A 12,784-nucleotide genomic window follows, 5' to 3' on the forward strand; every position below is an offset into this window, starting at 1 on the left:
CGTGTCTCTGATCGCTTCTGACCACTTCCGCATCGTTGTCGGCCTCGGCAAGAGCGGCATGTCCCTGGTTCGCTTCCTGGCGAACCAGGGCGTGGCGTTTGCCGTGGCCGATACGCGGGACAATCCACCGGAACTGGCCACGCTCAAGCGTGACTATCCGCACGTGGAAGTGCGTTGTGGCGAGCTGGACGTCGAGTTCCTGTGCCGTGCCGACGAACTCTACGTCAGCCCCGGCCTGGCGCTGGCGACCCCGGCCCTGCAGGCCGCAGCCGCCCGTGGCGTGAAATTGTCCGGTGACATCGAACTGTTCGCGCGTAACGCGAAGGCGCCGATCGTGGCCATCAGCGGTTCCAACGCGAAAAGCACCGTGACCACGCTGGTCGGCGAAATGGCGGCGGCGGCTGGCAAGCGTGTTGCCGTCGGCGGCAACCTCGGTACCCCGGCGCTGGATCTGCTGCGCGACGACGTCGAGTTGTACGTGATGGAGTTGTCGAGTTTCCAGCTGGAAACCACTGATCAACTCAACGCCGAAGTCGCGACCGTGCTCAACATCAGCGAAGACCACATGGACCGTTACAGCGGTCTGCCGGCCTATCACCTGGCCAAGCACCGGATTTTCCGTGGTGCCAAACAGTTCGTGGTCAATCGCCAGGATGCCCTGAGCCGCCCGTTGATGGGCGAGGGCCAGCCGTGCTGGACCTTCGGCCTGAACAAACCCGATTTCAAAGCATTCGGTATCCGTGAAGAAGACGGCGAGAAATACCTGGCCTTCGAATTCCAGAACCTGATGCCGGTGCGCGAATTGAAGATTCGTGGCGCCCACAACCAGTCCAACGCCCTGGCGGCCCTGGCCCTGGGCCATGCGGTTGGCCTGCCGTTCGATGCCATGCTGTCGAGCCTGCGCACTTTCGCCGGTCTCGAGCATCGCTGCCAATGGGTCCGCGACCTCGACGGCGTGGGCTATTACAACGATTCCAAAGCCACCAACGTTGGCGCCGCGCTCGCGGCCATCAAAGGCCTGGGTGCGGACATCGACGGCAAGGTCGTGCTGATCGCCGGTGGCGACGGCAAGGGTGCCGAGTTCAAGGATCTGCGCGATCCAGTGGCGGCCAACTGCCGTGCCGTGATCCTGATGGGCCGCGATTCCGACAAGATCGGCGAGGCCATCGGCGATGCCGTACCGCTGATCCGCGCCGGCACTCTGGTCGAAGCCGTCGAGCAATGCCGCGCCGCTGCCCAGCCGGGCGACGTGGTGCTGCTGTCGCCTGCCTGCGCCAGTTTCGACATGTTCAAGAACTACGAAGACCGTGGTCACCAGTTCGTCCAAGCCGTGGAGGATCTGGCATGAGCCTGAAAGACATCATCAAGCCATACCCTTCGCCGATCATCACCGGGCGCGGTATCGACCTCGATTTCCCGATGCTCGCCGGTTGCCTGACGCTGCTCGGCCTGGGGCTGATCATGATTGCCTCGGCATCGACCGAAGTGGCGGCCGTGCAGTCGGGCAGCGCCCTGTACTACATGATTCGCCACCTTATTTATGTGGTGCTGGGCCTGGGTGCCTGCATCGTCACCATGATGATCCCGATTGCCACCTGGCAACGCCTGGGCTGGTTGATGCTGCTGGGTGCATTCGGCTTGCTGGTGATGGTGATCATTCCGGGGATCGGCCGTGAGGTTAACGGCTCGATGCGCTGGATCGGTTTCAGTTTCTTCAACGTCCAGCCTTCCGAGATCGCCAAGGTGTTCGTGGTGATCTACCTCGCCGGTTATCTGGTGCGCCGGCAGAAAGAAGTGCGCGAAAGCTGGATGGGTTTCTTCAAGCCGTTCATCGTGCTGCTGCCGATGGCGGGCCTGCTGCTGATGGAGCCGGACTTCGGTGCCACCGTCGTGATGATGGGCGCTGCGGCGGCGATGCTGTTCCTTGGTGGCGTCGGGCTGTTCCGTTTTTCCCTGATGGTGGTCCTGGCTGTCGGCGCGGTGGTGCTGTTGATTCAAATGCAGCCCTATCGAATGGCGCGTCTGACCAACTTTGCCGACCCGTGGGCCGACCAGTTCGGTGCCGGCTATCAGTTGTCCCAGGCATTGATCGCTTTCGGTCGCGGCGAATGGCTGGGCGTCGGCCTGGGCAACAGCGTGCAGAAACAGTTCTACCTGCCGGAAGCCCACACTGACTTCGTGTTCTCGGTCCTGGCCGAAGAACTGGGGGCGGTGGGTTCCCTGTGCACCGTGGCACTGTTCGTCTTCGTGTGTATTCGTGGCATGTACATCGGTTTGTGGGCTGAAAAGGCCAAGCAGTTTTTCGCGGCTTATGTTGCCTACGGTTTGTCCTTCCTGTGGATCGGTCAATTCCTGATCAACATCGGTGTGAACGTCGGTCTGCTGCCGACCAAGGGCCTGACGCTGCCGTTCCTCAGTTATGGCGGTAGTTCATTGGTGATTTGCTGTGCCTGTCTCGGCTTGTTGCTGCGCATCGAGTGGGAGAGTCGAACCCACCTGGGCAGTGAGGAGATGGAGTTCCATGAGAGCGACTTCGCCGAGGAGCCGCATCATGGGCGCTAACGTCATGATCATGGCTGGCGGCACCGGTGGCCACGTGTTCCCGGCGCTGGCCTGTGCCCGCGAATTCCAGGCACGCGGCTATACCGTGCACTGGCTCGGCACCCCGCGTGGCATCGAGAACGACCTGGTGCCGGCCGCCGGTATCGAGCTGCATCGGATCAACGCCAGCGGTTTGCGCGGCAAGGGCAAGCTGTCGCTGCTCAAGGCACCGTTCATGCTGCTCAAGTCGGTCTGGCAGGCACGGGCGATCATTCGCCGTCTGCAACCGGTCTGCGTCGTGGGCTTTGGTGGTTATGTGACCGGTCCGGGCGGCGTCGCCGCCAAACTGGCCGGTGTACCGGTGATCGTTCACGAGCAGAACGCGGTGGCCGGTACCGCCAATCGGTTGCTGGTGCCGTTGGCCGCCCGAGTCTGTGAAGCGTTCCCCGACACCTTTACCCTGTCGAGCAGCCGTCGGACCACCGGTAACCCGGTGCGCACCGAACTGTTCCTCGAGACATCGCGACCCGCCCTGGCCGGTCGCAAGGCGCGTTTGCTGATCCTGGGCGGAAGCCTGGGCGCAGAGCCGTTGAACAAGTTGCTGCCTGAAGCCCTGTCGCAAGTCGCTGCCGACTTGCGTCCGGAAGTGCTCCATCAGGCCGGCAAAAACCACGATGAAGTGACTGCAGAGCGCTATCGCGCGGCTGGCGTCGAGGCGCAGGTGCAGCCCTTCATCAAAGACATGGCCCAAGCCTACAGCTGGGCCGACCTGGTGGTATGTCGCGCAGGCGCGCTGACCGTCAGTGAACTGGCCGCTGCCGGTCTGCCCTCGATGCTGGTGCCCTTGCCCCATGCCATCGACGATCACCAGACCCGCAACGCCGAATATTTGGCCCGTGAAGGCGCAGCCTTCCTGATGCCGCAAAGAACGACTGGCGCCGCGGATCTTGCCGCTCGCCTGACAGAGGTCCTGATGCAACCACAACGACTCAACGAAATGGCTACTGCGGCACGCCGCCTGGCCAAACCCGATGCCACCCGTAACGTTGTCGATAGCTGCCTGGAGGTGGCCCATGGTTGAAAGTCAGAAAGCCATGCCACAACCGGAAATGCGCCGCATCCGTCGCATCCACTTCGTCGGTATCGGCGGTGTGGGCATGTGCGGGATTGCCGAAGTGTTGTTGAACCTGGGCTATGAAGTGTCAGGTTCTGACCTGAAAGCTTCGCCGGTCACCGAACGCCTGGAAACGTTCGGCGCGCAGATCTTCATCGGCCACCGCGCCGAGAACGCTGCCGCCGCTGACGTACTGGTGGTGTCGAGCGCCGTGAACACGTCCAACCCGGAAGTCGCTACTGCGCTGGAACGCCGCATTCCGGTGGTACCGCGTGCAGAGATGCTGGCTGAGCTGATGCGTTATCGTCACGGTATCGCCGTTGCCGGTACCCACGGCAAAACCACCACCACCAGCCTGATCGCTTCGGTGTTCGCGGCCGGTGGCCTGGACCCGACGTTCGTGATCGGTGGCCGCCTGAATGCCGCGGGCACCAATGCCCAGCTCGGCACCAGCCGCTACCTGATCGCCGAGGCCGACGAAAGCGACGCCAGCTTCCTGCACTTGCAGCCGCTGGTGGCCGTGGTCACTAACATCGATGCCGATCACATGGCGACCTACGACGGCGACTTCAACAAGCTGAAGAAAACCTTCGTCGAGTTCCTGCACAACCTGCCGTTCTACGGTCTGGCGGTGGTGTGCCTGGACGATCCGGTGGTGCGTGAAATCCTCCCGCAGGTCAAGCGTCCGACCGTTACCTACGGCTTCGGCGAAGACTGCGACGTGCGCGCCATCAACGTGCGCCAGCAAGGCATGCAGACCTTCTTCACCGTGCTGCGCCCTGACCGCGAGCCGCTGGAGGTTTCGGTGAACATGCCGGGCAATCACAACGTATTGAACGCACTGGCGACCATCTGCATCGCCACCGACGAAGGCGTCAGCGATGAAGCCATCGTCCAGGGCCTGTCCGGGTTCCAGGGTGTTGGCCGACGTTTCCAGGTCTACGGCGAACTGCCGGTGGACGGCGGCAACGTGATGCTGGTTGATGACTACGGTCACCACCCGACCGAAGTCGCGGCCGTGATCAAGGCCGTACGCGGTGGCTGGCCGGAGCGCCGCCTGGTGATGGTCTATCAGCCGCACCGTTACAGCCGCACCCGCGACCTGTACGACGATTTCGTCAATGTGCTGGCCGACGCCAACGTGTTGCTGCTGATGGAGGTCTACCCGGCCGGCGAAGAGCCGATTCCGGGGGCCGACAGCCGCAAGTTGTGCAACAGCATCCGTCAGCGTGGCCAGCTCGACCCGATCTACATCGAGCGTGGTGTCGACCTCGCGCCAGTGGTCAAGCCGCTGCTGCGCGCTGGCGACATCCTGCTGTGCCAGGGCGCCGGTGATATCGGCGGTCTCGCACCAAAACTGTTGAAAAGCGAGTTGTTCGCCGGTGCCGTTGCCGCGCCGGAGAAGGGGAAGTTGAAATGACTGCAGCCTACGCCAACCTGGTCTCCACGATCGCGCCGAAAGACTTCGGCCGCGTCGCCGTGCTGTTCGGCGGCAAGAGTGCCGAACGCGAGGTGTCCCTGAAGTCGGGCAACGCGGTTCTCGACGCGCTGCTAAGCGCCGGTGTCGACGCGTTCGGCCTCGACGTGGGTGATGACCTGCTGCAGCGTCTGCAGAGCGAAAAGATCGACCGTGCCTTCATCATCCTCCACGGTCGTGGCGGTGAAGACGGCAGCATGCAGGGCCTGCTCGAATGCCTGGGCATTCCGTACACCGGCAGCGGCATCCTGGCTTCGGCCCTGGCCATGGACAAACTGCGCACCAAGCAGGTCTGGCACAGCCTGGGCATTCCGACGCCACGTCACGCGGTACTGAGCAGCGAGGCCGATTGTATTTCGGCAGCGACGGAACTGGGCTTCCCTTTGATCGTCAAACCGGCCCATGAAGGTTCGAGTATCGGTATGGCCAAAGTGAGTTCCGCGTCCGAATTGATCGACGCCTGGAAAGCGGCCAGTACCTACGATTCGCAAGTGTTGGTCGAGCAATGGATTCACGGTCCGGAGTTCACCATCGCCACCCTGCGTGACCAGGTGTTGCCTCCGATTGCCCTGGGCACGACGCACAGCTTCTACGACTACGACGCCAAGTACATCGCCAACGATACCCAGTACCGCATTCCGTGCGGTCTGGACAGCGCCAAGGAAAAGGAACTCATGGACCTCACGGCGAAAGCCTGTGAAGCGCTGGGTATCGCCGGTTGGGGCAGGGCAGACGTGATGCAGGACGCCGAAGGGCAGTTCTGGTTCCTGGAAGTCAACACCGCACCGGGCATGACCGATCACAGCCTGGTGCCGATGGCGGCGCGTGCCGCCGGTCTGGATTTCCAGCAACTGGTTCTGGCCATTCTGGCCGAGAGCGTTGCCGGCAACACTGCCGGTAACCAAGAGTCGACGAGAGGTTAAGGCCATGCAAGGCGCACAGCTCAGACATCAGCCCTCCGCACCGCCCGGCCGCAAGCCGGTGCCACGGGGTGCCAGCCGAATGGTGGCCAAAGAGCCGATGTCCGTGCGCCTGCCGAAAGCCAACTTCGGTTTTCTCAAAGCGTTGTTCTGGCCAGTGCTGCTGGTGGCTTTGGGGTTCGGTACTTACGAAGGCGCGACACGCTTGTTGCCGTATGCCGACCGGCCGATCACCAAGATCAATGTGCAGGGCGACCTGAGTTACATCAGTCAGCAAGCGGTGCAGCAGCGGATCGCCCCGTACGTGGCGTCGAGCTTCTTCACCATCGACCTGGCGAGCATGCGTACCGAGCTTGAAACGATGCCATGGATTGCCCACGCCGAAGTGCGCAGGGTTTGGCCGGACCAAGTGGTGATCCGCCTGGAGGAACAACTGCCGGTGGCCCGTTGGGGCGACGAATCGCTGTTGAACAACCAGGGCCAGGCCTTCACCCCGCGCGAGCTGGCGAACTATGAACACTTGCCTCAGTTGTTTGGCCCACAGCGGGCCCAGCAGCAGGTGATGCAGCAATACCAGGTGTTGAGTCAGATGCTCCGGCCTCTGGGCTTCTCGATTGCACGCCTGGAGTTGCGTGAACGCGGCAGCTGGTTCCTGACCACCGGACCCGGCAGTGCCGGCCCGGGGATCGAACTGCTGCTCGGACGCGGCAACCTGGTGGAAAAGATGCGCCGCTTCATCGCCATCTATGACAAGACGCTCAAAGAACAGATTACGAACATTGCGCGCATCGATCTGCGCTACGCCAACGGCCTCGCTGTTGGCTGGCGGGAACCTGTAGCGCCCACGGCAGCCCAACCCGCTGTCGCGAAGAATTAAGAAGAGGCAGGACCCATGGCAAACGTGCAAAGCGGCAAAATGATCGTCGGTCTCGATATCGGCACCTCCAAGGTGGTGGCGCTGGTAGGCGAGGTCGCGGACGACGGCACGCTGGAAATCGTCGGGATCGGCACCCATCCGTCCCGAGGCCTGAAAAAAGGCGTGGTGGTGAACATCGAGTCCACCGTGCAATCGATCCAGCGCGCCATCGAAGAAGCGCAGCTGATGGCTGGTTGCCGCATTCACTCGGCGTTCGTCGGTGTGGCTGGCAATCACATCCGCAGCCTGAACTCCCACGGCATCGTGGCGATTCGTGATCGCGAAGTCAGCTCGGCCGACCTTGAGCGTGTACTCGACGCCGCCCAGGCCGTGGCGATCCCGGCTGACCAGCGCGTGCTGCACACCCTGCCGCAGGATTACGTGATCGATAACCAGGAAGGCGTCCGCGAGCCGCTGGGCATGTCCGGCGTGCGTCTGGAAGCCAAGGTCCACGTGGTCACCTGCGCCGTCAATGCCGCACAGAACATTGAAAAATGCGTGCGTCGCTGCGGCCTGGAAATCGACGACATCATTCTCGAACAGCTGGCTTCCGCGTATTCGGTACTGACCGATGACGAGAAAGAGCTGGGCGTGTGCCTGGTGGACATCGGTGGCGGTACCACCGACATCGCGATCTTCACCGAAGGTGCGATCCGTCACACCGCCGTGATCCCGATTGCCGGTGACCAGGTGACCAACGACATCGCCATGGCGTTGCGCACCCCGACCCAGTACGCCGAAGAAATCAAGATTCGCTACGCCTGCGCCTTGGCCAAACTGGCCGGTGCCGGTGAAACCATCAAGGTGCCAAGCGTTGGCGACCGTCCACCGCGCGAGCTGTCCCGCCAGGCCCTGGCCGAAGTGGTCGAACCGCGTTACGACGAGCTGTTCACGCTGATCCAGGCCGAACTGCGCCGCAGCGGCTACGAAGACCTGATCCCGGCCGGCATCGTGCTGACCGGCGGTACGTCGAAGATGGAAGGCGCCACCGAACTGGCCGAAGAAATCTTCCATATGCCGGTGCGCCTGGGCGTGCCGCATGGCGTGAAAGGTCTGGATGACGTGGTACGCAACCCGATCTATTCCACCGGCGTCGGCCTGTTGATGTACGGCCTGCAGAAGCAGTCCGATGGCATCTCGTTCTCGGGCATCGGCAGCCGTGACAGCTACAGCAATGAAGAGCCGCAGGCTCCGCTGCTGGACCGCCTGAAGAAGTGGGTCCAGGGCAACTTCTGAAGATTTACCGCAACACCGTTACACCGAAGCACGCAGTAGGCGAAAAAACTAGAGAATGTAAAGGAGAGGGAAAATGTTCGAACTCGTAGACAACATCCCCGCAAGCCCGGTAATCAAAGTTATCGGTGTCGGCGGTGGCGGCGGCAACGCTGTCAACCACATGGTCAAGAGCAACATCGAAGGCGTCGAATTCATCTGCGCCAACACCGATGCTCAAGCGCTGAAAAACATTGGCGCGCGGACCATCCTGCAACTGGGCACTGGCGTGACCAAGGGCCTGGGCGCTGGCGCCAACCCTGAAGTCGGCCGTCAAGCCGCTCTGGAAGACCGTGAGCGCATTGCCGAAGTGCTGGCCGGTACCAACATGGTGTTCATCACCACTGGCATGGGCGGTGGTACCGGTACCGGTGCTGCGCCGATCATCGCCGAAGTGGCCAAGGAAATGGGCATCCTCACCGTTGCGGTGGTGACCCGTCCGTTCCCGTTCGAAGGCCGCAAGCGTATGCAGATCGCCGACGAAGGCATCCGCATGCTCTCCGAAAGCGTCGACTCGCTGATCACCATTCCCAACGAGAAGTTGCTGACCATCCTCGGTAAAGACGCCAGCCTGCTGTCGGCTTTCGCCAAGGCTGACGATGTACTGGCCGGTGCCGTTCGCGGTATCTCCGACATCATCAAGCGTCCGGGCATGATCAACGTTGACTTCGCCGACGTGCGTACCGTGATGAGCGAAATGGGCATGGCGATGATGGGCACTGGCTGCGCCAGCGGTCCGAACCGTGCACGCGAAGCCACCGAAGCGGCCATTCGCAACCCGTTGCTGGAAGACGTGAACCTGCAAGGCGCTCGCGGCATCCTGGTAAACATTACCGCCGGTCCGGATCTGTCCCTGGGTGAATACTCCGACGTGGGTAGCATCATCGAGGCATTCGCTTCCGAGCACGCGATGGTCAAGGTCGGTACCGTTATCGATCCGGACATGCGCGACGAGCTGCACGTGACTGTCGTCGCTACCGGTCTGGGCGCAAAAATCGAGAAGCCTGTGAAGGTCATCGACAACACCGTCCACACGTCGATGGCTTCGCAGCCACAACAACAGGCCCCTGTTCGTCAGGAAGCTCCAGCGGTGAACTACCGTGACCTGGACCGTCCGACCGTCATGCGCAACCAGGCCCAGGCCGGTGCTGCGACTGCCGCGAAGATGAATCCGCAAGATGACCTGGACTACCTGGACATCCCGGCTTTCCTGCGTCGTCAGGCCGATTGATGAAATGTATCAGGGGTATTCGGGTGATTGGTGTTCAGCAAAGGTCTGGTCTGCTATCATCGCCAGCCTTTGTTGATACCAGTTCGCAATTTGCGCTGAAGCGGCCCATGCCATGATTAAACAACGCACCCTGAAGAATATTATCCGTGCCACAGGTGTCGGCCTGCACTCCGGGGAGAAGGTCTATCTGACCCTCAAGCCAGCGCCTGTCGACACCGGCATTGTGTTTTGTCGCGCCGACCTCGATCCCGTGGTGCAGATTCCTGCCCGCGCGGAAAACGTTGGTGAAACCACTATGTCGACCACGCTCGTTAACGGTGACGTCAAAGTGGACACGGTAGAGCACTTGCTCTCGGCCATGGCAGGCCTGGGCATCGATAACGCCTACGTCGAGCTCTCCGCGTCCGAAGTCCCGATCATGGATGGTAGCGCCGGACCTTTCGTATTCCTGATTCAATCGGCTGGCCTGGAAGAACAGGACGCCGCCAAGAAGTTCATCCGCATCCTGCGTGAAGTGACAGTGGAAGATGGCGACAAGCGCGCTACTTTCGTCCCTTTCGAAGGGTTCAAAGTGAGCTTCGAGATCGATTTCGATCACCCGGTTTTCCGTGACCGCACCCAAAGTGCAAGCGTGGATTTTTCCAGCACTTCGTTCGTAAAAGAAGTCAGCCGCGCCCGTACCTTTGGTTTCATGAGTGACATCGAGTACCTGCGCAAGCACAACCTCGCACTCGGCGGCAGTGTTGAAAACGCAATTGTGGTCGACGCCGATGGCGTACTGAACGAAGACGGCCTTCGCTATGAAGACGAATTCGTGAAGCACAAGATTCTCGATGCAATTGGTGACCTCTACCTGCTGGGCAATAGCCTGATTGGTGAGTTCAAGGGCTTCAAGTCCGGCCACGCACTGAACAACCAGCTGCTGCGCAAGTTGATTGAGCAGACAGATGCCTGGGAAGTCGTGACGTTCGAAGACGCCAGCACTGCACCGATCTCTTACATGCGCCCGGTTGCGGCCGTGTAAGCAAAAAACCTCTCTAGTTTTTTAAAGGCTACCTTCGGGTGGCCTTTTTTTATTTCCTGATTTCTATGTTGGCAGTGAAGGCCCCTTCGCGAGCAAGCCCGCTCCCACAGAGGGGGGACGCGGTCAACTGTGGGAGCGGGCTTGCTCGCGAAGAGGCCAGTCGGTTCAGCATAAAATTCAGCTGGCATACACCACCCGGTTACGCCCCCCTTCCTTGGCCTGATACAGCGCCTTGTCCGCGCTGAACAGCAACTGCTCCAGGTTGATCTCGCTGGTCGCCGTCCAGGTTGCAATACCGATACTCACGCTCATCGGCGACTCATCGGCGTCCACCAGTGGCAGTTCTTGCACCGCCGCCCGGATATGTTCGGCGATCTGCTGCGCGCCTTCACTGCCGGTTTCGGCCAGGATCACCGAAAATTCTTCGCCACCATAGCGAGCCACCAGGTCCGCCGGGCGATGGACATTGGTGCGGATGACCTCGGCCAATGCCTTTAAGGCTTCGTCACCGGCCTGATGCCCGTGCCGATCATTGAAGGCCTTGAAGTGATCGGCATCGATCATCAGCAATGACAATGGCTTGCCGCTACGCTGCGCACGAAACCATTCATGGCGCAGGGCCTGATCAAGGGAGCGGCGGTTGGCTACGCCGGTCAAGGCATCGGTGGCCGCCAGTTGCGCCAATTCCTGTTCGGCACATTGGCGCAGGCGCAGTTCGCGGCAGAGCAGCAAGGTCAGCCACAACAGACCGATGCACAAAACCCCGGTAGCACCGCTGATCACGTAGGCCGTGCGGTTCCAGGTGGCGAACACTTCATCGATGGAAAGGGCCACGATGACGGTCAGCGGCAGATTGCCGACCCGGGAAAAGGTGTACAGGCGCCGTTGATGGTCGACGCTCGACACGCTTTCGAAAGTGCCGTTGCGCTCCTGCAGCATGCGTACGACGTTGGGGCGGCTGGAGAAACTTTTGCCGATGGAGTTTGGTTCCCGGTACGGCTTTTGCGCCAGGAGGATCCCGTCATTGTTGATGATGCCCAGCGTACTGCCGGTGCCGATGTCGAGGCTGTTGAACAACTGATCGAAGTAGCTCATGCGCATCGAGGCTACCGCGACCCCCAGAAACTCACCCGTGGGCGAGGAAATGCGCCGGCTGAAACTGATGCGCCATTCGTCGCGGTCATCACAGTCGCAGCTCGGCTTGAACGGCCGGCTGATAAACATGCCAGCGTCGCGATTGAAGACATGGGCCTGGAAATAATCGCGGTCAGCGAAGTTGCCCGGTTTCGGTTCGATCAGCGATGAGTCGGCCAGCACGTCGCCGTGTTTGTCCAGCAGCAGGATGTCGCCTTTGTAGCGCGCAGTGGTGGAGCGATCGAACAGCACCAGATGGCGGATCTGCGCAGAAACCTGTTTCAGGTCGTCCCGCTGGGCGGCGGCGATCAGGCCCTGCAAGGTCAAGTCATAGAGCTCGACCGTACGCAGGACATCGGCATCGATCAGTTGCGCAATGGTGGTCGCGCTGCGTGTAGCGGTTTGCTGGGCGTAGGCGTGTTCGCGGATCAGCAGAAAAGTGACGATGCACAGGATCGAGATGACAGTCAGGGTGCTGCCGAGGATCACCATGATCTCGGGTCGTCTGGTTTTGCCTGGAAATTGTGGGGTTCGGCTTGCGGTCATAAGACAGACGTCTGCTGGAAGGACTTTGTAAGCGTAGTTCCATAAACGTAACAGCCAAATGATTCGTTCCAGTTGCTCGAACGATTAACAATGGTGCGGGCGGCAGTGACTTGCGTTGCAAAAACCGCAATGAAGGTTGAGTCGCCACTATAAAAAAAGCCGCTGACAGCAGCGGCTTCGAAGACAACTTTTCAAAGGGAAGAGCCAATGAAAAGTGTCGAGGGAAACAGGCGCGAGAGGCGCAGATCAGCTGTCTTTTTCGGCCGGTGACTGGGCCTGAGTGCTGGAGGCTTGCGGGGCTTGGGAGTCTTGCGCAGCCTTGGCCGTCATCTCGATCTGATGCTCTTCGAACGCCGCAGCGCGTGCGGTGTTATGTGTGACGAAAGTTTGCGATTCTTCCGCCATCACTACTGGCGACAGGAACAAAGAGGACAAAACGAAAGCGCTGGCAATACCCATACTGTTGGACATCTTTAAAACCTTCTTGCTTGGCAAGTGCTGTTTGGTGCGGGCAAAGATAAGGACATGAGGCGAGGGGAAAAAGAGCGGATTGATGAAAGGACTGTTGCTGTTATGGCAACAGTTGGTTGGCCGCACATTTGTGTTCAA

General features: G+C 60.8%; 11 protein-coding genes. 9 read left to right on the forward strand and 2 right to left on the reverse strand.

Annotation, left to right across the window (positions count from 1 at the left end; genetic code table 11):
• Position 1: 1 nt before the first annotated feature.
• The 9 genes from murD to lpxC all read left to right on the forward strand — a co-directional run bounded on the left by murD (position 2) and on the right by lpxC (position 10,495).
• Positions 2–1,348, forward strand: coding sequence for a UDP-N-acetylmuramoyl-L-alanine--D-glutamate ligase (murD, locus tag ABIA48_RS19730; protein WP_429490727.1), 1,347 nt, complete (start codon positions 2–4; stop codon positions 1,346–1,348).
• Positions 1,345–2,562 (forward strand): putative lipid II flippase FtsW, encoded by a 1,218-nt coding sequence (ftsW, locus tag ABIA48_RS19735; RefSeq protein ID WP_007989890.1) that lies wholly within the window; start codon positions 1,345–1,347, stop codon positions 2,560–2,562. The genes murD and ftsW overlap by 4 nt, the downstream gene beginning before the upstream one ends.
• Positions 2,552–3,622 (forward strand): undecaprenyldiphospho-muramoylpentapeptide beta-N-acetylglucosaminyltransferase, encoded by a 1,071-nt coding sequence (gene murG / locus ABIA48_RS19740; protein WP_429490729.1) that lies wholly within the window; start codon positions 2,552–2,554, stop codon positions 3,620–3,622. The genes ftsW and murG overlap by 11 nt, the downstream gene beginning before the upstream one ends.
• Positions 3,615–5,075 carry a UDP-N-acetylmuramate--L-alanine ligase gene (gene murC / locus ABIA48_RS19745; protein ID WP_429490731.1) on the forward strand — a complete coding sequence of 487 codons (1,461 nt, stop codon included), beginning with the start codon at positions 3,615–3,617 and terminating at the stop codon, positions 5,073–5,075. Before murG ends, murC begins: the two co-directional genes overlap by 8 nt.
• Entirely contained in the window at positions 5,072–6,055 is a 984-nt protein-coding gene (locus ABIA48_RS19750; RefSeq protein WP_007989896.1) for a D-alanine--D-alanine ligase, read from the forward strand. The genes murC and ABIA48_RS19750 overlap by 4 nt, the downstream gene beginning before the upstream one ends.
• Before the next feature lie 4 nt (positions 6,056–6,059).
• The gene (locus ABIA48_RS19755; RefSeq protein ID WP_429490733.1) at positions 6,060–6,929 is read left to right on the forward strand and encodes a cell division protein FtsQ/DivIB; all 870 of its coding nucleotides are present in this window, start codon (positions 6,060–6,062) and stop codon (positions 6,927–6,929) included.
• A 15-nt stretch (positions 6,930–6,944) separates the two neighbouring features.
• Positions 6,945–8,204 (forward strand): cell division protein FtsA, encoded by a 1,260-nt coding sequence (gene ftsA, locus ABIA48_RS19760; RefSeq protein WP_007989901.1) that lies wholly within the window; start codon positions 6,945–6,947, stop codon positions 8,202–8,204.
• A gap of 73 nt (positions 8,205–8,277) precedes the next feature.
• A complete protein-coding gene (gene ftsZ / locus ABIA48_RS19765) occupies positions 8,278–9,471 on the forward strand; it encodes a cell division protein FtsZ (protein ID WP_007989903.1) in 1,194 nt (397 codons plus the stop codon).
• 112 nt (positions 9,472–9,583) lie between these two features.
• Positions 9,584–10,495 carry a UDP-3-O-acyl-N-acetylglucosamine deacetylase gene (lpxC, locus tag ABIA48_RS19770; RefSeq protein WP_007939852.1) on the forward strand — a complete coding sequence of 304 codons (912 nt, stop codon included), beginning with the start codon at positions 9,584–9,586 and terminating at the stop codon, positions 10,493–10,495.
• 177 nt (positions 10,496–10,672) lie between these two features.
• On the opposite strand, the gene ABIA48_RS19775 is transcribed toward lpxC, so the two are convergent.
• Both ABIA48_RS19775 and ABIA48_RS19780 read right to left on the reverse strand, forming a co-directional pair.
• Complete coding sequence (locus tag ABIA48_RS19775; RefSeq protein ID WP_429490735.1) at positions 10,673–12,175, reverse strand: GGDEF domain-containing protein; 1,503 nt, start codon at positions 12,173–12,175, stop codon at positions 10,673–10,675.
• Between the two features lie 246 nt (positions 12,176–12,421).
• Positions 12,422–12,646 carry a hypothetical protein gene (locus ABIA48_RS19780; protein ID WP_429490737.1) on the reverse strand — a complete coding sequence of 75 codons (225 nt, stop codon included), beginning with the start codon at positions 12,644–12,646 and terminating at the stop codon, positions 12,422–12,424.
• Positions 12,647–12,784: the final 138 nt, after the last annotated feature.

This window comes from Pseudomonas sp. S30_BP2TU TE3576, from assembly GCF_050436025.1.
Taxonomy (GTDB): Bacteria; Pseudomonadota; Gammaproteobacteria; order Pseudomonadales; family Pseudomonadaceae; genus Aquipseudomonas.